A 21016-nucleotide genomic window follows, 5' to 3' on the forward strand; every position below is an offset into this window, starting at 1 on the left:
TTACAGCAGAGGTTTAAGGAAGCGCGCGGTGTGCGAGGCTTCGCACTCGGCAACTGTCTCTGGCGTACCGGAGACGAGGATTTCACCGCCGCCGCTGCCGCCTTCCGGACCGAGATCCACAATCCAGTCTGCGGTTTTGATGACATCCAGATTGTGCTCAATGACCACAATGGTGTTGCCCTGATCGCGCAGCTGATGCAGCACTTCAAGCAACTGCTGGATATCGGCAAAGTGCAGGCCGGTGGTTGGCTCATCCAGAATATACAGCGTCTGGCCCGTGCCGCGTTTCGACAGTTCACGCGCCAGCTTCACGCGCTGGGCTTCACCGCCGGAGAGCGTTGTCGCTGACTGCCCGAGACGAATGTAGGTCAGCCCCACGTCCATCAGCGTTTGCAGCTTACGCGCCAGCGCAGGCACCGCATCGAAGAACTCACGCGCCTCTTCAATGGTCATATCCAGCACTTCGTGGATCGTTTTGCCTTTGTACTTAATCTCCAGCGTTTCGCGGTTATAGCGCTTGCCTTTGCACTGATCGCACGGCACGTAGATATCCGGCAGGAAGTGCATTTCAACTTTGATCACACCGTCGCCCTGACAGGCTTCACAGCGGCCACCGCGCACGTTAAAGCTGAAACGTCCTGGCGTATACCCACGCGAGCGTGATTCAGGAACACCGGCAAACAGTTCACGTACAGGCGTAAAGACGCCCGTATATGTAGCCGGGTTTGAACGCGGCGTACGGCCTATCGGGCTTTGGTCGATATCGATCACTTTATCGAAATGTTCCAGGCCCTGAATGTCGCGATACGGCGCTGGCTCGGCAAGCGTTGCGCCGTTCAGCTGAGTCTGTGCAATCGGGAACAAGGTATCGTTAATCAGCGTCGATTTACCGGAACCCGACACCCCGGTGACACAGGTGAACAGCCCAACCGGCAGCGTCAGCGTGACGTCTTTCAGGTTGTTGCCGTGCGCGCCAGTCAGCTTCAGCACTTTCTCTGGGTTGGCCGCAACACGCTGCTTCGGCACGTCGATTTTGCGTTTGCCGCTCATGAACTGCCCGGTCAACGACTCCGGAACGGCCATGATGTCGGCCAGCGTCCCTTCGGCTACCACCTGGCCGCCATGCACACCCGCGCCAGGGCCGATATCGATGACGTGGTCTGCGGCGCGGATTGCGTCTTCGTCGTGCTCGACCACAATCACCGTGTTACCCAAATTACGCAGGTGGATCAGCGTGCCGAGCAGGCGTTCGTTATCGCGCTGATGCAGGCCGATGGACGGCTCATCCAGCACGTACATCACCCCGACTAAGCCCGCGCCAATCTGGCTTGCCAGACGGATACGCTGCGCTTCGCCGCCGGAGAGAGTCTCCGCTGAGCGAGAAAGTGACAGATAGTTCAGGCCGACGTTCACGAGGAACTTCAGGCGATCGCCAATCTCTTTCAGCACTTTCTCCGCAATCTGCGCGCGTTGGCCGGAGAGCTTAAGATTGGTGAAGAAGTCCATCGCGTGGCCGATGCTCATGTCTGAGATGGTCGGCAGCGCCGTGTTCTCGACAAAGACATGGCGAGCCTCGCGGCGCAGACGCGTTCCTTCACAGGTGGTGCAGGAGCGGTTGCTGATAAACTTCGCCAGCTCCTCGCGCACTGCGCTGGACTCGGTCTCTTTGTAGCGGCGCTCCATGTTATGCAACACGCCTTCGAACGGATGACGGCGCACGGAGGTATCGCCGCGATCGTTCATGTACTTGAACTCGATGTTCTCTTTGCCGGAGCCTGACAGCACCATTTTATGAACATTCGGGCTTAAGCTCGCCCACGGCGCTTCGATGTCGAACTTATAGTGTTCGGCCAGGGATTTCAGCATCTGGAAGTAGTAGAAATTACGGCGATCCCAGCCGCGAATCGCGCCACCCGCCAGCGAAAGCTCCGGATTCTGAATGATGCGATCCGGATCGAAATATTGCTGCACGCCCAGACCATCACAGGTAGGGCACGCGCCAGCCGGGTTGTTAAACGAAAACAGACGCGGTTCCAGTTCGCGCATGCTGTAGCCGCAAATCGGACAGGCAAAGTTCGCGGAGAAGAGCAGCTCTTCGGCTTTCGCATCGTCCATATCCGCGACGATAGCGGACCCACCCGACAGCTCTAGCGTCGTTTCGAACGACTCGGCCAGACGCTGCGTGAGATCGTCGCGCACTTTAAAGCGGTCAATCACCACTTCAATGGTGTGTTTCTTTTGCAGTTCCAGCTTCGGCGGATCGGAAAGGTCACACACTTCCCCGTCGATACGCGCGCGGATGTAGCCCTGGCTTGCCAGATTTTCCAGCGTTTTGGTGTGCTCGCCTTTCCTGTCTTTAATGATAGGCGCCAGCAGCATCAGGCGCTTGCCTTCAGGCTGCGCCAGCACGTTATCCACCATCTGACTGACGGTTTGCGCGGCCAGCGGCACGTCATGATCCGGGCAGCGCGGCTCGCCCACGCGGGCAAACAGCAGACGCAGATAGTCATGAATTTCAGTAATCGTACCGACCGTAGAACGCGGGTTGTGGGACGTTGATTTCTGCTCAATGGAAATGGCAGGCGACAACCCTTCGATATGGTCGACGTCCGGCTTTTCCATCAGTGACAGGAACTGACGCGCATACGCGGAGAGCGATTCAACGTAACGACGCTGTCCTTCGGCATACAAGGTGTCGAAAGCCAGAGATGACTTGCCAGAACCCGATAGCCCGGTCACGACAATCAGCTTGTCGCGAGGGATTATGAGGTTGATATTCTTGAGATTATGGGTGCGGGCGCCCCGTACTTCGATCTTATCCATTCACCTTTCCCGGTAGAGACTCGGATGCCTGGTTTGTTTGAAGGACAAACGGCAGAAACGGCTAATTATGACACAATCTGACCTGTTTTAATATACAGTATTGGAAAGCAGGTTCCGATTTAATGTGCAACAATGTTTAGGTAGCGTGAGTTCTGTGGAATCGCGGTCGCAGCTATCAAATTGCACCGTGGAAATGGTACACTCGCGCGTTTACACTATTAAGAAACGTATTCAGGAGACACAATCATGGCCAGCAGAGGCGTAAACAAGGTGATTCTCGTCGGTAATCTGGGCCAGGACCCGGAAGTACGCTACATGCCGAGTGGTGGCGCAGTTGCCAACATTACGCTGGCTACTTCCGAATCCTGGCGTGATAAAGCGACCGGTGAGATGAAAGAGCAGACTGAATGGCACCGCGTTGTGCTGTTCGGCAAACTGGCAGAAGTAGCTGGTGAATATCTGCGTAAAGGTTCTCAGGTGTATATCGAAGGTCAGCTTCGTACCCGTAAATGGACCGATCAGTCCGGTGCAGAAAAGTACACCACTGAAGTTGTGGTAAACGTCGGCGGTACCATGCAGATGCTGGGTGGCCGTCAGGGCGGTGGCGCACCTGCAGGCGGCGGCCAGCAGCAGCAGGGTAGCTGGGGTCAGCCTCAGCAGCCACAGGGCGGCAATCAGTTCAGCGGCGGCGCGCAGTCTCGTCCGCAGCAGCAGTCTGCTCCAGCACCGTCTAATGAACCACCAATGGATTTCGACGACGATATCCCGTTCTAAGACTCAGAACGTGCTGTCGCCTGGCGGCACGCTGTTTGCACTGGCCTGCTCATCATTTTGCAGGCCAGAGAAGCGCTACACCGCCCGGTGATAAAACGCAAAAGCTCCTTTTTGGGGCTTTTTGTTTTTTATCTCTCCAGGGAAAATGGCTAGCGTTCGGGCTGCATATACTCCTGGTGAAAATGCTCTTTACTGATCGGGCGGGAGAAGAGAAAACCCTGTCCGTATTTCACACCGTGGCGCAGCATCGCGGAGACGTGCGTGTAATTTTCCACGCCTTCAATAATGACATCGATATCAATCTCATTGATATAATCCAGCATTAAAAACGTCTTTTCGATATTTCCGGCAGTCAGACAACTTCTGTCGAGCTTAATATAGTCTGTCGTCCAGATAGCGAGCCGTGATTTCAATGTTTCCAGGCTATCAATACCATCCCAGGCGAGCTGAATGCCGGCTTCGCTCAGCTGGTCGAGATTTTGGCAGACAGATTCTTCCGGCGTATCGATGATATCCGTAATTTCAAAAATAAAGTTTCGCGGTGACAGATTATTTTGCTGCATCATGTCTAACGCGCGCGCCGAAAATTCGGCATCGTTCAACTGTACCTGAGAAATATTCAGGGTAAAAAGCGGATTTTCCCGCAACGCCTGCGGCTGTCTGGCGATAAATTTAAATGCCTGGGCCATAACATAATCACCCATCGGCAAAATTCCGCCCGTCTCTTCCAGCTGGCTGATAAAACAATTCGGCGGCACGATATTGCGCCGATGGGTGCCGCGCACCAGAACTTCACCGCCTATACAGGCGAAGCGCGAAAGATCGAAAATGGGTTGAATAACAAAATCGATACCAGCATCGAGCTTGTTTTTTTCGACACACTGAACAACAAAATGTGTACTTTTTTCCATGCCAGCCTCATCACCATAACGTTACCCGTTCAAAGCGACACACTCTGCGTCAGACTTAAACTGGAAGGGCAACAATGTGGCGGCGCGGTATGAGCCAGTTTGTTACAAAATGCTGAAGTAAGTATAAATACGGAAAAACGTTTGAAACTGGAAAGAATAATATTATGGGAAATTTTATTGTTATACATCTGGAAATGAAATTTCCCATAGAGTGAATAACAATAACGTCATTCGTTCTTTAAATCGTATTCGATAAGTTTCCAGGTGACGGGGTAGCCATTTTGCCAGGGCATCGTGTCACCCTTTATAACATTTACCACATTGGTCACCGCAGGGTTATCTATTCGCCAGTAACCGCTTTGTGGACATGCATTTCCACTGGAGCGTTTTATACCTAAGGGGCTGCGCGAGGAATCTGTTTGCGATCCGTAGGCGGCTACGGTTGCCATGGTCAAATTACTACTGTCAATTTTCATTATTAAGTATCCATAATTTAATCATCCCATTTTTAATATTGCGACAAAATACCAACAAAACTTAACACCTCATTCTCATTAATTATAAATATAGATACCCTGAATGGGTTTATATTGCAAAGTGGGGAAGCATTCGCCACAATAGAGCTATTATTGGATGAAAGTTGAGCAATTATGATCTCTCGCCGCATTCTGTTTTGCCTCATACTAATGTTGAGCAGCAGCGCCATGGCGGTGAACTGCCAAAGAGCCGTCACGCCGCTGGAAAATACGATTTGTAATAACGACAACTTGCACTGGCTCGACAGCACCCTGTCGGTGGTTTATCAGCAGGCGATTCATCAGGATGGTCTGGCGGCGAACGATAAAGAGTATCTCCACTGGGAAAAACTGCTGGAAAAATGCACAACTGCCGTCTGCATTGAACGTGCTTACTACGCCGGGATCAGTGGGATTTCCAACGTTAACCGCGATTTTAAGTGGGAAGGCAAATGGTGGAACATGCTGGCGCCCAATATGAGCGGCGGGGTGATCCAGTTCAGTCGCAGTGCCCAGTGGAGCGAGACGCTGGATATTCGTGCCTGGGCGGGGTTAAACAAAGATGAATTCACCGCCGAGGCGCGCAAACTCTACGGGATGCTGGTGGTCGAGAAGGTGGTGGACACCAATAACTGCAAACTGCTGCTGATCCCCAAACACGACGGCTCCCTCCAGGTTTACAGTAACTCCGACTGGGGCTGCCGCATGTCGATGCCAGCCGGAGTATTCCTCGATGGCGCTTATCAGATGGCGGAACACGATCCGCGCCCCAAAGCGACGCTGCTCACCCTCGGGATCTTCCAGGATGCCGCCCTCGACGACAAATTCCGCACGCTGGTCGGCGACGATTACCAGAACTTCGTCAACAGCGCGAACGTCTATATTTATCAGAATGATATCGACAACATCGGTGCCCGCGTGATCTCCATGTGGGTGCAAGGCGCGGCAAATAAACACACGGCTATCGTGATGTACACGCCGAAAGGGGAAATCTGGGCCGGGCTGATTTCGCCAGCGAAGGGGGGTGGCCTGATGTTCAGCTATTACAGCACCGACGGTAGCGATCAGCGCCATATGCCGCGCACCCTCGCCGGATGGAAACTGCGTTTTTTGGATGATTAACTGGCAGGAAATGCCGGGTAACGCAGCGCTTGCCCGGCTGACAACACCGCTCACGCATTGCCGCTGGGCAATCATCACGGACTACGACAGCGTCCCCACAATCGTCAAATCACTGTCATCCGGTACCTCGTTATACGACAGCACATTCAAATTGCTGGCAAACAGACGTCCATAGCGTGAAATCAGTGGTCGCAACTGCGGCGTCACCAGCAGCAGCGGTGGCATCCCTTTCGCTTTCATCTGCTCCTGAATTATCGGCATCGTGTTCTGCAACTGCGTCAGAATGTTCGGGTCGACCGGGAAGCTATCCAGCGCCACTTTTCCACTCTGTTGAGACTGATTTAGCGCGCCCAGCAGCATATTCTCCAGCGCGTTATCAATGGTATAGGCCGCCAGCTTCTGCCGGTCACCGTTGATATTATGAATAATGGCGCGACGCAGGGCGTAACGCACGTCGGAGGTCAGCAGGATCGGATCTTTAGTAACTGTCGAGCTTTCCAGCAGCGTCGAGGCGATGGTGACGATATCTTTCAGCGACACCTGCTCCAGCAGCAGCTGGCGGTAAATCCGCAGCAGCAGACTAAAATTGAGGGCGTTCGACAGATCCTCCGCCAGCTTCGGCGCCTGTTGTGCCAGACGGGCGTGCAGATGGGTAATATCGTCGTAATTAAACAGCTCCGGCAGATGCTCACGGGCGACTTTATTGACGTGCGTCGCGACCACGCTGGCACAGTCCACTACCTGATAACCCAGATTCAGCGCATTGGCTTTCTGTTCCGGATCGATCCAGACGATCGCCATGCCGTACGCCGGATCCGTATCCAGCACGCCGTCGATTTCGCCGTACAGCTCCGCCCCTGGAATCGCCATCAGTTTTTCAGCGTACACTTCCGCCAGCGCAGTGCGGATGCCGTTGATATGAATCGCATATTGCGCAGGCTTGAGGCGGAAATTCTCCCGAATGCGAATCTCCGGCAGCAGAACGCCACACTGCTCAGACACCACCTGGCGCACCCCGCGAATACGCTGCGACAGCGGGCTGCCCTTTGCCGAGTCAATCAGCGTCACCAGTTTGTACCCCAGATTCAGGCCAATCGGCTCCACCAGCGGAATGCTTTCCCAGTTGATAGCAGGCGCGACATCCTGGCCCAGAGCGTCGGTAATCGCGTCGTAATCCGTCTCTTCTTCGGCGGGTTTAACCACTTTGCTCTGCCGCCAGGCGGCAAACAGCAGTAAACCGGTGAAGCACAGAAACGCGATGTGTGGCATACCGGGGACAATCGCCAGAATAAACATGACGAAGGCGGCGGTGTAGAGCACATGCGGTTTGGCCAGCAGCTGGGTTTTGATCTCATCACTGACGTCATCGCCGTCGCTGACGCGCGTCACGATAATCGCTGCGGCGGTCGCCAGCAGCAGGGAAGGGATCTGCGCCGCCAGGCCGTCACCAATGGTCAGCAGAACGTACTGCTGGAACGCGTGGCTGGCATCAAGATCGTATTTGAAGATACCGATACAGATCCCGCCGATGACGTTAATCACCAGCACCATGATCCCGGCGATGGCGTCACCACGGACAAACTTCGAAGCCCCGTCCATCGCGCCGTAGAAGTCGGCCTCTTTCGACACCTCTTTACGCCGATCGCGCGCCTGTTTCTGATTAATTAGTCCCGCATTCAGGTCGGCGTCGATCGCCATCTGTTTACCGGGCAGGGCATCAAGGGTAAAACGCGCCGACACTTCGGAAATACGCTCTGCCCCTTTGGTGACCACCACAAAGTTGATGATCATCAGGATGATGAATACGACAAAACCGACGACGAAATCGCCGCCGATCACCACCTGTCCGAAGGCCTCGATCACCTTACCGGCTGCACCTTCCCCTTCGTGGCCGTGGAGTAACACCACGCGCGTGGAGGCGACGTTCAGGGTCAGTCGCATCAGGGTGGTGATCAGCAGGAGCGTCGGGAACACGGCAAAATCGAGCGGACGCTGCATGTTTACCGCCACCAGCAGGACCGTCACGGCCAGCACGATGTTGAAGGTAAACAAAATATCCAGCATCAGCGGAGACAACGGCAACATCACCATCGCCAGCACGCTGAGCAGTAATATCGGTACGCCGATGCGGCCCTGACGGAGAATGGCAAGCATTTGCTGTGACTTACTGTTCGCCATGGGTTTTTAATACCTCTTTAGGAATGTTGATCTGTTTGTTCAGGCTCGGTTTGGCCTCAAGCTGGCCGGTGCGCCAGGATTTGAGCTGCATGACGTAGGTCAGCACATGCGCAATAGCGCGAAAAAGCTGGGCCGGAATTTGCTGGTTAACGCGCGTGGAGTGGTAAACCGCTCGCGCCAGCGGCGGAAACTCCACCACTTCAATCTGGTGCTGGCTTGCCACTTCACGGATGTAGAGGGCGATATCATCGACCCCTTTCGCCACGATGTACGGGGCTTCTGCTTTGTTCGGATCGTATTTCAGCGCCACCGCGAAATGAGTCGGGTTGGTGATGATCACGTCCGCTTCCGGTACGGTGCGGTTAATCTGCCCCATCGCCATCTGGCGCTGGAGCTGGCGGATACGCCCCTTGATCTGCGGGTTCCCGTCGTTATTTTTGTACTCTTCCTTCACCTCTTGCTTGGTCATGCGCATCTTTTTGGTGAACATGAATTTGGTCAGCGGCACGTCGAGCAGAGCAAAAATCACAATCACCGAAATGAAGTAGATCAGCACATGGTGAAAAATGCCAAAACCGGCGTGGATCGCCTGGTTGAGGTTCAGGCGCTGCAGATGCAGCAGCGGATTCAGGGAGCTGTGAACCATCGAATACAGCACCGCCAGAATCACCCCGCACTTGAGCATCATCTTGCCCACTTCCACGTAATGGCTGGCGGCGAACATGCGCTTTACGCCGCTGATCGGGCTGATTTTTTTGAAATCGGGCTTCAGCTTCGACAGCGTAAAAATCCAGCCGCCGGGGATCAGGCTCGCCACAATACAGGCCAGTGGAATCGGCGCGAGGGTGGCGATAAAGCGCAGGATCACCGAGACGTTGAGCATCAGAAACTGGCTCAGCGCACCGCTATCGTCCAGCCGCCCGGCCATCATTCCCACCGAGGTAAAAGATTCCGTAATCAGCTGCTGGTAATAGGGGAAAAAGCTGCTCAAGGTGATAAACGAGGTCAGCAGCCCCACCGCCATGGTCAGGTCTTTCGAGCGCGGCAGATCGCCCTTTTCCCGCGCTTTGCGCAGTTTCTGGGGGGTGGGTTTTTCGCTCTTATCTCCGCCCTGGGCCATCAGTGGCTCCTTACGGCTTCGAGCCTGGCCAGAATTTCATTGGTCAGGTTGAGATAGTGGTCGGGAATATTGGTCATCATCATCGAAATACAGAGCAGGCCGAACAGCATGCTGATGGGAAAGCCGAGCGAGAACAGGTTCAGGGTCGGAGAGATGCGGTTCAGCAGGCCAAACCCCCCTTGCACAATCAGCATCACAAAGGTGGTGGGCAGGGCAATTAATGTCGCCGCAGACATTATCCAGCCCAGGCTTTGTACGATTAATAATAATGTCGGTTTATTAATCGCCTGACCGATGGGCCACCAGACAAAGCCTTTAAACAGAATCGTCACCACCAGCAGATGCCCGTCCATAATGAAAAACAGCAGGGCGCAAAAGGTGTAAATAATCTGCGAAATCACGGTGGTCGAGCTGCCGTTGACCGGGTCGTTCATCATCGCCATCCCGAGGCCCATATTCATCGAAAGAATATGTCCGGCGGTCTGCAGGGCGACAAACACCAGATGCATCGCCATGCCAAACAGCATGCCCCACAGCATCTGCTCGCCGATGAGCAGAAGGGTACGCACCGACAGCAGCCCGGTGAGCAGCACTTTTTCCGGCAGCATCGGGGTGATAATCACCGACAGCGCGAGGGCGAGCGCCGCTTTGATGCGTTTGCTAAAGGCGCGGTTATCCAGCACCGGGCAAAAGTGGATAAACGCCAGAATGCGCACAAACGGCAGAACGAGCGCCATCAGCGGGTTAATCAGAGTGAGAATATCGATGCCCATGGCCGTCAGCCCACCAGCGCCGCCGCCTGGTGAAAGAGATTGACGGTAAAGTCGACTAACTGGGTCAGCATCCATTTGCCGCCAATGATCAACACCGCCAGCGTCACCAGCAGACGCGGCAGAAAGCTCAGGGTCTGTTCGTTAATTTGCGTGGTCGCCTGAAAAATACTGACGCACAGGCCGACGATCAGGCTCGGCACAATTGCCACCGCCGAGATAATCAGCACCAGCTTGATGCCGCTCGCCATGATGTCACCGGCAATATCCATCGTGACCATGGCTATACCCCTTGCACGCTGGAGGTGAGGGTGCCGACAATCAGCGTCCAGCCGTCACAGAGCACAAACAGCATCAGCTTGAACGGCAGCGATACAATCAGCGGCGACAGCATCATCATCCCCATCGCCATCAGAATACTGGCGACAATCAGGTCGATAACCAGGAACGGAATGTAGATCATGAAGCCAATCTGGAAGGCGGTTTTCAGCTCGCTCAGCAGGTACGCGGGGGTGACCACCGTCAGATCCTGCTCGCGCGGATCGCCCGTCACTTTGGCGATATCCATCATCTGCGCCATCGCTTTATTGCTGGTTTGCGCCAGCATGTAGTTCTTCAGCGGCGTCTCCGCTTTGCCAAACGCCTGTTTCATGGTGATTTCATCATTCTGAAACGGCACGATGGCCTCATCGTAAATCGTCGTCCAGACCGGGCGCATCACCAGCAGCGTCAGGGCCAGCGCGATGCCGGTGAGGATTTTGTTCGGCGGGCTTTGCTGCAGCCCGAGCGCCTGGCGCAAAATCGCCAGCACGATGATAAATCGCGTAAAGCAGGTCATCATCAGCACCATCACCGGCAGCAACCCCAGCAGGGTCATCAGGATCAGGATTTCAATTTTGACGTTGTAATCCTGGCCGCCGTCGGTGGTGGCCGAGCTAAAGAGTGTAATATCGCCGTTCGCCGCAAACAGCTGCGGTGAGAAGAGCAGCCCGGCAAACAGCAGCGCGGGCGCCACGGCGCGAAGCAGCGGTTTCATCGCGTCAGTTCACCCAGTTCTTTGCTGTTGAACTCCAGAATGCGCAGGCCGTATTTATCGTTCAACACCACCGCTTCGGCTTTACCGAACAGAATGCCGTTCACTTTGATGTCCAGCGCTTCACCGGCCATTTTATCCAGCTCAATCACTGAGTCATGGTTGACGGTCATCAGGTCGGCCAGCGAAATCTCCACCGACGCCACTTCCAGGGTCAGGGTGACCGGAATGCGGCTGAACAGCGCCATTTTGCGCAGGTCGTCGATGCCGCTCGCCGTCTCAGGTTGTTCCTGAATATCCAGGCGGATATTGCCTTCAACCGTCTCTTCGCGCGGCATATCGCCGAGGTTGAGATCGCTGAAATCCAGGGACTGGCTCAATTCTTGTTGCAGATCACTCATAAGGCTTCTCGATGGTTCTGTCGTTAAATCCACAGAGGAATAACTTGCTGTGGTCTTCGGCGATGTTGGCGTCAAAAATCTGCTCTTTCCCGATATACACAGGAACGGGATCGTTGATGCTCATAGGGATGATGTCGCCCGGCTTGATTTTGGCCAGTTGGGCGACGGTTAAATTCAGGCTGGCGACTTTGCCGCTCAGTTTTAGCGGCAGGCTGTAAAACAGACGTTCGATCTGCGAACGGTCCGGCGTGGGTTTAGGGCCAGCGTGGCTGTCCGTCAGCGGGTCGCGTAAATTCATCAACATGTGATCGACGTGCTGATTATCAAATAACAGCGTAAAACTGCCGTGCTCATACCCTTCGAGACTAAAAGTGACGCACCACGCCCACTGATTAATAATGGTGGTGTTGTCGCTTTTAATTTCGAGGTCCTGGCCAAAGGTCTCTTTATCAATCAGCAAACGGGTGAGATCCAGCCCGATTTTTGTTTTCAGACGATCTTCTGTTTTGGTTACCGGTTGGCTGATGTCCGGTGAAATATTTCCGCTCTCTTTCCCCAGACCATAATAGTCATGAAGAATGTGCAGGAGTAATGAACGCTCGATGCTAAACGCAATGGAACCGAGCGGCGTGGAAAAAAGTTGGGTGTTTTTATGCGTCTGGTCAATCGCAAACGTCATCGATTCCAGTGCGACATTTACCCGCAATTTTTTAAGAAAATAAATGCTCAGGCGAGAATCAAAGATATCGAAGCTGTCATTCATTAACTTGGGTAATTTATGCCATGGGCGACCGAGCTTGCTCACATCGAGCTTCACCATGTCGGGAATCGCCTGACGTGGGTAGATTCTGATTCGCTGAGGAGCTGCTTGCATAGTTCTTCCGCATAAAAAGAGTGATAAGCGTAAAGCGTCAGAGATAAAACAAAAAACGCTAATCGGTTCTAAAATAATTTAAGTTTCTTAAAACGGTGCCGCTTTATCTATTCAGGAGAGATAACCTGCCAGAAATAAATCCAGACGCACACAGTTTATTAAGGACAAGAATTAGACTCTTTTTAGACGATCGGCACAAGATTGTCCGGGTTATTAATTCCTTATTTTACAGGCGCTTATTAAGATTAATAACTTTTGTAACTCTATGATATTTATAGATTAATATTTTAATACCCATTAAAAACAAGACATCTCACCCCGCACCGATATACTGCGCTTCAGTCATGAATTCCGATGCTTCACTGTATCCGGTGACTTTCGTAACCCATATCGAACTTATGCATTTATAAATATCCGCGCCAGGCGGCGGAATATCTGTGCAGCAGTTTCAGGTTAATGAATTGATTAAATTGTTGGTGAGTTGTTATGAGTATTGTTATTGAACATGAAGCCCAAAATGAAAATGGATTTGTTGCCAGCGCACCAGAAAGCGTCAATGTATTTTCATTAGCGCGTCGCGTGGCTAAATATAATGTATCGGTACTTATTACTGGCGAGACCGGAACAGGAAAAGAGTGTATCTCCCGCTATATTCATGAGAATGCATTAGGTGCCGATGCGCCTTATGTTGGCGTGAACTGTGCGGCCATTCCGGAAAGCATGCTTGAGGCAATTTTATTCGGCTACGAAAAAGGTGCTTTTACCGGAGCGGTCACAGGCGTTGCCGGTAAATTCGAACAGGCGAATGGCGGAACCTTATTGCTCGATGAAATCGGTGATATGCCGTTAGCCCTGCAGGCGAAATTATTGCGCGTTTTACAGGAGCAGGAAGTCGAGCGTCTCGGCAGCCATAAACGTATTCCTCTGGATATTCGCCTGGTCGCCTCCACCAATAAAGATTTACAGCAGGAAATTGCCGAAGGGCGTTTTCGTCAGGATCTCTTTTACCGTATTTCCGTCGTGCCCATTCATATCACCCCGCTGCGTGAACGCCGTCAGGACATTATTCCTTTAGCGCTGCGTTTTATTGCTAAATATAAAGCCTTCCATAAAGGCAATATTCGTCTGAGCGACGAAGCGCGCCACGCGCTGCTGGCTTACGAATGGCCGGGCAACGTGCGTGAGCTGGAGAACGTTATTCAGCGCGGCATGATTCTGAGCAACGGCGAAGAGATCACGGCGGTGGATTTTGGCCTGCCGGTGATGATTCCTACCGTCGAAATGCCCGACCTCGACGTCATGCCTGCCTACCGCGAGCAGCAGAGCGCGGCCAGCGCGATGAGCAACGTGAAGCTTCATGGCCGTATGGCGGAGTTCCAGTACATCCTCGAACTGCTAAAACGTCACAACGGCAACAAATCTAAAACGGCGGCTTTTTTGGGTATCACCCCGCGCGCGCTGCGCTATCGACTGGCGTCAATGCGTGAAGAAGGCATTGATGCCGGTTGCTACTCGTAACGGCATAAGGGACTTAACCAATGGACAAAATTACCGCTATCGGTCTTCACGCCAGCCAGCAGGCGATGCTGGACAAAATGCACAATACGGCCGCGATGGCGGCGTCTGGCGCAGTGAATCAGGGGCAGATGATCGCCCCCGGTGCGTCGTTTCCCGACGTGGCGGGCGCAGGCAATCTCTCCTTTTCCCAGGTGCTGAATAACGCGATCGATAACGTCGATGCGGTCCAGCACTCTGCCGGAGCAAAGCAAAAAGCGATTGAAATGGGACAGAGCGACGATCTGGCTGGTGCGATGATCGAATCGCAGAAGGCGAGCGTGGCCTTCTCCGCCATGATGCAGGTTCGCAACAAACTCACCACTGCGCTCGACGAAGTGATGAATACTCCGCTCTAAGGTCTCCTCCGTGCTGAATAAGTTAAAAGAAAAACTCTCCGCTTTACCCTTGCCTGCCGGGCGGCTGAAACCCCAGTGGCTGATTACCGCAGGTGGCTTGCTGCTGGTGGGGGCGATCGTCTTCTCCCTGTGGCGCAGCAATCAGGGCTATGTGGCCCTGTACGGCAGCCAGGAAAATATTCCCGTGGCGCAGGTAGTGGAAGTTCTGGGCGCAGAGGCGATTGCCTACCGCATAAACCCCGACAATGGCCAGATCCTGATCCCGGAAAACAAGCTCCCGCGTGCACGCATGGCGCTGGCGGCGAAAGGGATTACGGCGGTGATGCCGGAAGGCTACGAGCTGATGGACAAAGAGGAGATGCTCGGCAGCAGCCAGTTTGTGCAGAACGTTCGCTACAAACGCAGCCTCGAAGGGGAACTGGCGCGCAGCATTATGGCGCTCGACCCGGTGGAAAGCGCCCGCGTGCATCTCGGCCTGAGCGAATCCAGCTCCTTTGTGATGACCAACAAACCGCAGAGCAGCGCCTCGGTGATGTTGCAACTGCGCTACGGCAAACATCTGGATGAGCAGCAGGTCGCCGCGATTGTCCAGCTGGTCGCCGGCAGCGTGCCGGGCATGCAGGCAAACAGCGTGCGGGTGGTGGATCAGGCGGGCAATCTGCTGTCGGAGAACGGCCAGCAGGGCACCACCAATATGGCCAGCATCCGCCAGGGGCGCGATGTGATTGAGCGTATCAAACACGAAACCACCAGTAATATCGCCGGGCTGCTGACGCCGCTGTTTGGTAGCGAAAACTACCGCATCAGCGTGACGCCGTCCGTGGACATGAGTAGCGTAGAAGAGACCCAGGAGCGCCTGGGCAAAGAGCCGCTGGTCAGCGACGAGAATATCTCCCGCGAAAACACCACCAACGAGCTGGCGATGGGCATTCCTGGCTCGCTCAGTAACCGTCCAGTGACGCCACCGGCAGCCGCCACGGCACCTGACGCGCAGCAGCAAACCACGCAAACCCAGACCAGCGATCCGCGCTCCCTCACCAACCGCACCCAGGAGCAGCGTAAGTTTGCCTTCGATCGCGATATCCGCCACATCCGTCATCCCGGCTACAAGCTGGAGAAACTCCGCGTGGCGGTGGCCCTGAATCAGGCCGCACCGTCTCTCGCCTCGATGACGCCGGAACAGCTCGCCACGCTGACGCGGCTGGTCGAGGACGCCGCTGGCATCGAAAAAGATCGCGGTGACTCTCTGACCCTCGACCGTCTGACCTTTGTTGATATCACGGGCGACGGCCTGCCGATGCTGAAGTGGTGGCAAGACCCGTCCATTCAATACTGGGGACAAATGGGCGGTATCGGCCTGCTGGCGCTGTTAACCCTGCTGTTTGGCGTGCGCCCTCTGGCTCAGCGCCTGGCGCGCCGCGATACGCCTGCCATCGATGCGATTGAAGCGAAAGGGCTGGACGACGCACCGGAAAATGAGCTGGTCACCACCGAAAACGGCCTGACCGGATTGCCAGGCCCGGCATTCAATCAGGATACCGACTTGCCGCCACTCAGTTCTGGCCTTGAAACCAAGGTGGAATACCTGCAAATGCTGGCGGAAAACGAAACCGAACGTATGGCTGAAGTACTGAAACAATGGATCAACAGCAATGAGCGAACACCTAATAAACAAGAGCAGTAAAGGTAGCGTTAAAAGTGGACGCAGCCGCCTGGAGCAGGCCGCCATTCTGTTGCTCAGTGTGGGCGAAGAAGCCGCCGCAAAGCTGATGCAGAAGATGAACCGTGATGAAGTGATTTTACTCAGCGACACCATGGCGCGGCTGCACGGCGTGAAGGTGGACCACGCGCGCTATGCGATGAACAACTTTTTTGATGACTACCGCGAGCAAAGCGGTATCAACGGCGCCTCGCGCAGTTATCTGCGCAGCATTCTGGAGAAAGCGCTGGGCGGCGAAATCGCCAGCAGCGTGATCAACGGTATCTACGGCGACGAGATCCGCCACCGCATGGCGCGTCTGCAGTGGGTCGACGTGCCGCAACTGGCGGCGCTGATCGAGCAGGAGCACCTCCAGTTACAGGCGGTATTCCTCGCTTTCCTGCCGCCGGACGTGGCCGCCAGCGTGCTTAGCGCCCTGTCGCAGGAGCGTCAGGACGAAATCGTCTGGCGTATCGCGCGCCTCGATGACGTCAACCGCGACGTGATTGACGAACTGGATCGCCTGATCGAACGCGGCGTGGCGGTGCTGTCCGAGCACGGCTCGAAAGTGGTCGGCATTAAACATGCAGCCAATATCGTCAACCGTATTCCGTCCAACCAGCAGCAACTGCTCGATCAGCTGCGCGAACGGGATGCGGGCGTGGTGGAGGAGCTGGAAGAGGAGATGTACGAGTTCTTCATCCTGAGTCGCCAGACGCCAGCCACGCTGCAACGTCTGATGGAGGAGATCTCCATCGAAGAGTGGGCGGTTGCCCTGAAAGGCACCGAGCCGGTACTGCGCCAGACCATTTTCAACGTCATGCCGAAACGCCAGGTTACCCTGCTGCAATCCACCACTACGCGTCTGGGTCCGGTTCCTGTGAGCCGCGTCGATCATGTGCGTAAAGAGATCATGGCCACCGTCCGTCAGCTGGCGGAAGAGGGTGAGATTCAGGTGCAGCTGTTTGCCGAACAGACCATGGAGTAACCATGTTTAAAAAGCACAGCTTACCCTTAAGCGCCCTGACCCCGACCCGACAGGCGGTGATCAAACCGCGCCTGTACAAATTCCCGCCGCTGCGTAAACGCCGCCCGGCACACAGCGTGGCGGAGGATATTCCCGCTGCGGCTGACGGCGCGGCGATACAGGAGCAGCTTCAGCAGGGATTTCAGGACGGCCTGAACCGTGGATTTGCCCAGGGTATGGAAGAGGGCAAAGAAGAGGGATATCAGGAGGGGCTGCGCCTCGGTTTTGACGAAGGCGTGCGGAAAGGGCGATCCGAAGGGAAAACCCAGGCGCGCCAGCAGTTTCTCGACGCGGCCCATCCGCTGGATGAGATCATTCAGTCGATGGAAACCTTCATGGCGAACTACGAACAGCGTCGCCGCGAGGAGTTATTACAGCTGGTGGAGAAAGTGACCCGGCAGGTGATCCGCTGTGAACTGACCCTGCATCCTACGCAGATTTTGACGCTGGTGGAGGAAGCGCTGAGCGCATTGCCCCAGCAACCCGAGCAGATCAACGTCATGCTCAACAGCGAAGAACATCGCCGCATCAGTGAAGCCGAGCCGGAAAAAGTGGCCCAGTGGGGGCTAATGGCGGACCCCGATCTGGCCCCCGGTGAATGCCGCGTGGTGACCAACACCACTGAAATGGACGTGGGCTGCCAGCACCGACTGGACCAGTGCATGGACGTGCTGAAAGAGACGCTGCTGCCGGAATCCCGCGATGAGTAGCACCGATTTCGCGCAGGTTTTGCGCTCCATCGACAACATCAACCTCGCCCGCGTGGCCGGGCGCCTGGTGCGCGTGGCGGGCATTTTGCTGGAGTGCGTCGGGTGCCGTCTCGCCGTCGGCCAGCTGTGCCAGGTCGAAAGCGCCGAAGGGGAGTTTATCGAGGCGCAGGTGGTCGGGTTCGATCGCGACGTAACCTTTTTGATGCCCTTTAAACAGCCCTCCGGCCTGATGGCGGGCGCGCGCGTTTACCCCGCCGATAAACAGCAGGGGGTGCTGATTGGCGATCAGTGGCTCGGGCGGGTGGTGAACGGCCTCGGCGAGCCGATTGACGACAAAGGCAAACTCTCCGGCGACACGGTACTGCCGCAGCAACTCCCGCAGGTGCATCCTCTGCGACGTCAACCGGTGGCCGCGCCGCTCGACGTGGGCGTGCGGGCGATTAACGGCCTGTTGACCATCGGCAAAGGCCAGCGAGTGGGGTTAATGGCGGGGAGCGGCGTTGGCAAAAGCGTGCTCCTCGGCATGATCACCCGCTATACCCAGGCCGACGTGGTGGTCGTGGGGCTGATCGGCGAGCGCGGGCGCGAAGTGAAAGAGTTTATCGAACATTCGCTGGGGGAAGAGGGGCGGCGCAAATCCGTGATCGTCGCCGCGCCAGCCGACGAATCGCCGCTGATGCGTATCAAAGCCACGGAGCTGTGCCACACCATCGCCAGCTACTACCGCGACAAGGGTAAAGACGTTCTGTTGCTGGTGGACTCCTTAACCCGCTACGCCATGGCGCAGCGTGAAATCGCCCTTTCGTTGGGCGAACCGCCCGCCACGAAAGGCTATCCGCCATCGGCATTCGGCCTGATCCCGAGACTGGTTGAAAGCGCGGGCAACAGCGAAAGCCACGGCTCAATGACCGCAATCTACACGGTGCTGGCAGAAGGCGATGACCAGCAGGACCCGATAGTCGACTGCGCCCGTGCGGTGCTGGACGGGCACATCGTCCTGTCGCGCCATCTGGCGGAAGCGGGCCACTACCCGGCCATCGACATCGGGCAATCCATCAGCCGCTGTATGAGCCAGGTGACGGAGCGCGAACACCAGCTTTCGGCGCGCACCCTCAAGCAGCTGTACGCCGAATACCAGAGCATCAAGCCGCTCATCCCGCTGGGCGGATACGTGGTGGGCGCCGATCCGATGGCCGATAAAGCGGTCAATCTCGCCCCGGCAATCTCCCGGTTCCTGCAGCAGGAAGTGCAGGATGCGGCGCTGCTCGACAAAACCATCTCCGATCTCAACGTACTGGCGAAAGCAGGATAATCGACGATGAGTAAACTGATTCAGACCCTCGAACAACTCCATGTGCTGCGCAACCGCGCGGTAAAAGATCTCAGCAGCAAACTCGCCACCCAGCAGCAGCTGTGCCAGCGCCTGGAGAAGAACATCCACGCCCTGTCGAACCTCGTCAACCACAGCACGCCGGAGATGCAGGGCAGCGCGACCATGCTCCACAACCAGTCGTTCTACAAACGCAATATCCAGCGAGTGATCGACTGGCAGCGGCAGGAGCAGGCGCTCGCGACAGTCGAAGCGCAAAAATTGCAGGGGAATTTGCTGGCGGAATCGCGCCGGGAAAAGAGCCTCGAACTGGTACTCGATGGCCGTCGACAGGACCTGCGCCAGGCGCAGGAGCGCCGCGAGCAAAAAGTCACTGACGCCGTCTCCGCGCAGTGTTGGTTAAGACAACAGCAGGCCCAGCGGCAGCGATAAGATGGCTACTAATTTGATGCAGTCGCTGCTCAAACGCCAGCAGCAGAAAAAAATCACCGAATTCCCGTTTGTCAGCGTGATCTGTCCGACGTGGGAGCGCCGGGCGTTCCTGCCCTATCTGCTCTATCTCTTTCAGTATCAGGACTATCCGGCCGATAAACGCGAGCTGGTGATCCTCGACGATTCCGCGCAGAGCAACGAAGATCTGATCGCCATGATGGTCGATGCGCGCGTGGACAATGTGCGCTATATCCACAGCCCGGAGCGGCTGGATCTCGGTGAAAAACGCAACAAACTCAACGAGCTGGCCAAAGGGGAGTACATCGTCTGCTTTGACGATGACGACTACTACCCGCCGAACAAAATCAGCGCGCAAGTGGGCGAGATGCAGCGCAACAATGCCCTCTTTTCCGGCAGCGACACTATTTACATCTGGTACAGCCATCTCGATAAAATCTATCGCACCCATTCGTTTGGCGCCCACCACGCCCTGAACGGCACCTTTGCCTATCATCGCCACTTCCTGAAAAACCATCGCTATGAAGACACCGCGATGCTGGCGGAAGAGCAGGCGTTTCTGAACAACTTCACCGCGCCGGTGCTGCAAATCGATCCCCGCGAGGCGATTCTGTGCATTTCGCACAGTGCCAACACCTACGACAAAGATTTCGTGCTCGGCTCCAGCCAGCCGACGGCGCTGACGCTGGAAGATTTCGTCTCCGATCGCAATCTGCTGAACCACTATCGCCGCCTGAGCCACGCCCCGCTCAGCACCTCCGTGCAGTGGTCGGCGTTCGATAAGGTGGCGGTGCTGTATGACCAGCCCGATGAGCTTGAACATCAGCGTCAGGCGCTGGTCGCTCTTGGACTCGATGCGCAACAGCTGGTGCCTTTTGCCCACGACGGGCAGGACGAGCTGACATCCCACTGCCAGGTGCTGGACACGGCGATGCACGAGCAGTGGCAAAGCGTGGTGCTGGTGGATGCGTCGGTGAAATACGTGCGCAAAGAGATGTCGATAAAGACGGTAAACCAGCTCCTTTCCCGCCTGGCTCATATCGACTGGCAGGTGGTGATGCTGGGGGCGCGCTATCAGCGTATTTCACCTCTCAAGGCGTTGCCGGGCGTGGCCCGCATCGCGCGTGCTGACTGCGGCTGCGCGTATGCCGTCAATGGCGAATACATCCCCGAGCTGCTGGCGTGCTATCGCCAGGCCATCGCGCAACAGCTCACTCTTGATGAATGCTGGCCTGCGCTCATGCAGGCCCGCTGCTGGCTTGGTCTGCAGCCGAGCTTTGCTTTTTTACCCGAGATATCCGACCGCGAAAGCGGGAAGCGTATCGATTGCACCCACTGGTTTTTTCGCAAAAACTTTCAATGAAGA

General features: G+C 55.6%; 20 protein-coding genes. 10 read left to right on the forward strand and 10 right to left on the reverse strand.

Annotated features, from left to right (window positions below; genetic code table 11):
• Positions 1 to 2823: an excinuclease ABC subunit UvrA gene (uvrA, locus tag ABIE11_RS19380; protein WP_429185155.1), complete on the reverse strand. Its 2823-nt coding sequence runs from the start codon at positions 2821 to 2823 to the stop codon at positions 1 to 3.
• A gap of 246 nt (positions 2824 to 3069) precedes the next feature.
• On the opposite strand from uvrA, the gene ssb1 reads away from it, so the two are divergent.
• The gene (gene ssb1 / locus ABIE11_RS19385; RefSeq protein WP_100778048.1) at positions 3070 to 3597 is read left to right on the forward strand and encodes a single-stranded DNA-binding protein SSB1; all 528 of its coding nucleotides are present in this window, start codon (positions 3070 to 3072) and stop codon (positions 3595 to 3597) included.
• 149 nt (positions 3598 to 3746) lie between these two features.
• Here ssb1 and ABIE11_RS19390 read toward each other — a convergent pair whose 3' ends face one another.
• A complete protein-coding gene (locus ABIE11_RS19390; protein WP_102105614.1) occupies positions 3747 to 4508 on the reverse strand; it encodes an EAL domain-containing protein in 762 nt (253 codons plus the stop codon).
• Positions 4509 to 4735: 227 nt separating this feature from the next.
• On the reverse strand, positions 4736 to 4984 hold the full coding sequence (locus ABIE11_RS19395) for a hypothetical protein (protein WP_409256386.1): 249 nt from the start codon (positions 4982 to 4984) through the stop codon (positions 4736 to 4738).
• Positions 4985 to 5212: 228 nt separating this feature from the next.
• Here ABIE11_RS19395 and ABIE11_RS19400 point away from each other — a divergent pair, with 228 nt between their 5' ends.
• Positions 5213 to 6145, forward strand: a complete 933-nt coding sequence (locus tag ABIE11_RS19400; protein WP_232730997.1) for a lysozyme inhibitor LprI family protein — start codon at positions 5213 to 5215, stop codon at positions 6143 to 6145.
• Positions 6146 to 6226: 81 nt separating this feature from the next.
• Here ABIE11_RS19400 and ABIE11_RS19405 read toward each other — a convergent pair whose 3' ends face one another.
• Genes ABIE11_RS19405 through ABIE11_RS19435 form a run of 7 tightly spaced genes read right to left on the reverse strand, consistent with a single transcriptional unit; the run spans position 6227 to position 12521 of the window.
• On the reverse strand, positions 6227 to 8323 hold the full coding sequence (locus ABIE11_RS19405) for a flagellar biosynthesis protein FlhA (RefSeq protein WP_429185157.1): 2097 nt from the start codon (positions 8321 to 8323) through the stop codon (positions 6227 to 6229).
• Positions 8310 to 9446, reverse strand: a complete 1137-nt coding sequence (gene flhB / locus ABIE11_RS19410; protein WP_371923378.1) for a flagellar biosynthesis protein FlhB — start codon at positions 9444 to 9446, stop codon at positions 8310 to 8312. Before flhB ends, ABIE11_RS19405 begins: the two co-directional genes overlap by 14 nt.
• On the reverse strand, positions 9443 to 10216 hold the full coding sequence (gene fliR / locus ABIE11_RS19415; RefSeq protein WP_100778042.1) for a flagellar biosynthetic protein FliR: 774 nt from the start codon (positions 10214 to 10216) through the stop codon (positions 9443 to 9445). The genes flhB and fliR overlap by 4 nt, the downstream gene beginning before the upstream one ends.
• Positions 10217 to 10221: 5 nt before the next feature.
• Entirely contained in the window at positions 10222 to 10494 is a 273-nt protein-coding gene (gene fliQ, locus ABIE11_RS19420) for a flagellar biosynthesis protein FliQ (protein ID WP_100778041.1), read from the reverse strand.
• 2 nt (positions 10495 to 10496) lie between these two features.
• On the reverse strand, positions 10497 to 11249 hold the full coding sequence (gene fliP, locus ABIE11_RS19425; protein ID WP_100778040.1) for a flagellar type III secretion system pore protein FliP: 753 nt from the start codon (positions 11247 to 11249) through the stop codon (positions 10497 to 10499).
• Positions 11246 to 11647, reverse strand: coding sequence for a FliM/FliN family flagellar motor switch protein (locus ABIE11_RS19430; protein ID WP_100778039.1), 402 nt, complete (start codon positions 11645 to 11647; stop codon positions 11246 to 11248). The genes fliP and ABIE11_RS19430 overlap by 4 nt, the downstream gene beginning before the upstream one ends.
• Positions 11640 to 12521 carry a FliM/FliN family flagellar motor switch protein gene (locus tag ABIE11_RS19435; RefSeq protein ID WP_123429873.1) on the reverse strand — a complete coding sequence of 294 codons (882 nt, stop codon included), beginning with the start codon at positions 12519 to 12521 and terminating at the stop codon, positions 11640 to 11642. Before ABIE11_RS19435 ends, ABIE11_RS19430 begins: the two co-directional genes overlap by 8 nt.
• 486 nt (positions 12522 to 13007) lie before the next feature.
• Here ABIE11_RS19435 and ABIE11_RS19440 point away from each other — a divergent pair, with 486 nt between their 5' ends.
• Genes ABIE11_RS19440 through ABIE11_RS19475 form a run of 8 tightly spaced genes read left to right on the forward strand, consistent with a single transcriptional unit; the run spans position 13008 to position 21013 of the window.
• The gene (locus tag ABIE11_RS19440) at positions 13008 to 14039 is read left to right on the forward strand and encodes a sigma-54 interaction domain-containing protein (RefSeq protein ID WP_100778037.1); all 1032 of its coding nucleotides are present in this window, start codon (positions 13008 to 13010) and stop codon (positions 14037 to 14039) included.
• A gap of 20 nt (positions 14040 to 14059) precedes the next feature.
• On the forward strand, positions 14060 to 14434 hold the full coding sequence (gene fliE / locus ABIE11_RS19445) for a flagellar hook-basal body complex protein FliE (protein ID WP_100778036.1): 375 nt from the start codon (positions 14060 to 14062) through the stop codon (positions 14432 to 14434).
• Positions 14435 to 14444: 10 nt separating this feature from the next.
• Entirely contained in the window at positions 14445 to 16118 is a 1674-nt protein-coding gene (fliF, locus tag ABIE11_RS19450; RefSeq protein ID WP_429185158.1) for a flagellar basal-body MS-ring/collar protein FliF, read from the forward strand.
• The gene (locus tag ABIE11_RS19455; RefSeq protein WP_100778034.1) at positions 16087 to 17121 is read left to right on the forward strand and encodes a flagellar motor switch protein FliG; all 1035 of its coding nucleotides are present in this window, start codon (positions 16087 to 16089) and stop codon (positions 17119 to 17121) included. Before fliF ends, ABIE11_RS19455 begins: the two co-directional genes overlap by 32 nt.
• A gap of 2 nt (positions 17122 to 17123) precedes the next feature.
• Complete coding sequence (gene fliH, locus ABIE11_RS19460) at positions 17124 to 17870, forward strand: flagellar assembly protein FliH (RefSeq protein WP_129036123.1); 747 nt, start codon at positions 17124 to 17126, stop codon at positions 17868 to 17870.
• Positions 17863 to 19182 (forward strand): flagellar protein export ATPase FliI, encoded by a 1320-nt coding sequence (gene fliI / locus ABIE11_RS19465; protein ID WP_429185159.1) that lies wholly within the window; start codon positions 17863 to 17865, stop codon positions 19180 to 19182. The genes fliH and fliI overlap by 8 nt, the downstream gene beginning before the upstream one ends.
• A 6-nt stretch (positions 19183 to 19188) precedes the next feature.
• The gene (gene fliJ / locus ABIE11_RS19470) at positions 19189 to 19632 is read left to right on the forward strand and encodes a flagellar export protein FliJ (RefSeq protein WP_100778031.1); all 444 of its coding nucleotides are present in this window, start codon (positions 19189 to 19191) and stop codon (positions 19630 to 19632) included.
• Position 19633: 1 nt separating this feature from the next.
• The gene (locus ABIE11_RS19475; protein ID WP_429185160.1) at positions 19634 to 21013 is read left to right on the forward strand and encodes a glycosyltransferase family 2 protein; all 1380 of its coding nucleotides are present in this window, start codon (positions 19634 to 19636) and stop codon (positions 21011 to 21013) included.
• The last annotated feature ends 3 nt before the right edge of the window (positions 21014 to 21016 follow it).

The sequence above is a fragment of the Lelliottia sp. 489 genome, from assembly GCF_050435885.1.
GTDB classification, from domain to species: Bacteria; Pseudomonadota; Gammaproteobacteria; order Enterobacterales; family Enterobacteriaceae; genus Enterobacter; species Enterobacter nimipressuralis.

Coding starts and splice junctions, on each gene's coding strand:
- uvrA (WP_429185155.1), bottom strand. CDS start 2,823: ATGGATAAGATCGAAGTACGGGGCGCCCGCACCCATAATCTCAAGAAT.
- ssb1 (WP_100778048.1), top strand. CDS start 3,070: ATGGCCAGCAGAGGCGTAAACAAGGTGATTCTCGTCGGTAATCTGGGC.
- ABIE11_RS19390 (WP_102105614.1), bottom strand. CDS start 4,508: ATGGAAAAAAGTACACATTTTGTTGTTCAGTGTGTCGAAAAAAACAAG.
- ABIE11_RS19395 (WP_409256386.1), bottom strand. CDS start 4,984: ATGAAAATTGACAGTAGTAATTTGACCATGGCAACCGTAGCCGCCTAC.
- ABIE11_RS19400 (WP_232730997.1), top strand. CDS start 5,213: ATGGCGGTGAACTGCCAAAGAGCCGTCACGCCGCTGGAAAATACGATT.
- ABIE11_RS19405 (WP_429185157.1), bottom strand. CDS start 8,323: ATGGCGAACAGTAAGTCACAGCAAATGCTTGCCATTCTCCGTCAGGGC.
- fliR (WP_100778042.1), bottom strand. CDS start 10,216: ATGGGCATCGATATTCTCACTCTGATTAACCCGCTGATGGCGCTCGTT.
- fliQ (WP_100778041.1), bottom strand. CDS start 10,494: ATGGTCACGATGGATATTGCCGGTGACATCATGGCGAGCGGCATCAAG.
- fliP (WP_100778040.1), bottom strand. CDS start 11,249: ATGAAACCGCTGCTTCGCGCCGTGGCGCCCGCGCTGCTGTTTGCCGGG.
- ABIE11_RS19430 (WP_100778039.1), bottom strand. CDS start 11,647: ATGAGTGATCTGCAACAAGAATTGAGCCAGTCCCTGGATTTCAGCGAT.
- ABIE11_RS19435 (WP_123429873.1), bottom strand. CDS start 12,521: ATGCAAGCAGCTCCTCAGCGAATCAGAATCTACCCACGTCAGGCGATT.
- ABIE11_RS19440 (WP_100778037.1), top strand. CDS start 13,008: ATGAGTATTGTTATTGAACATGAAGCCCAAAATGAAAATGGATTTGTT.
- fliE (WP_100778036.1), top strand. CDS start 14,060: ATGGACAAAATTACCGCTATCGGTCTTCACGCCAGCCAGCAGGCGATG.
- ABIE11_RS19455 (WP_100778034.1), top strand. CDS start 16,087: ATGAGCGAACACCTAATAAACAAGAGCAGTAAAGGTAGCGTTAAAAGT.
- fliH (WP_129036123.1), top strand. CDS start 17,124: ATGTTTAAAAAGCACAGCTTACCCTTAAGCGCCCTGACCCCGACCCGA.
- fliI (WP_429185159.1), top strand. CDS start 17,863: ATGAGTAGCACCGATTTCGCGCAGGTTTTGCGCTCCATCGACAACATC.
- fliJ (WP_100778031.1), top strand. CDS start 19,189: ATGAGTAAACTGATTCAGACCCTCGAACAACTCCATGTGCTGCGCAAC.
- ABIE11_RS19475 (WP_429185160.1), top strand. CDS start 19,634: ATGGCTACTAATTTGATGCAGTCGCTGCTCAAACGCCAGCAGCAGAAA.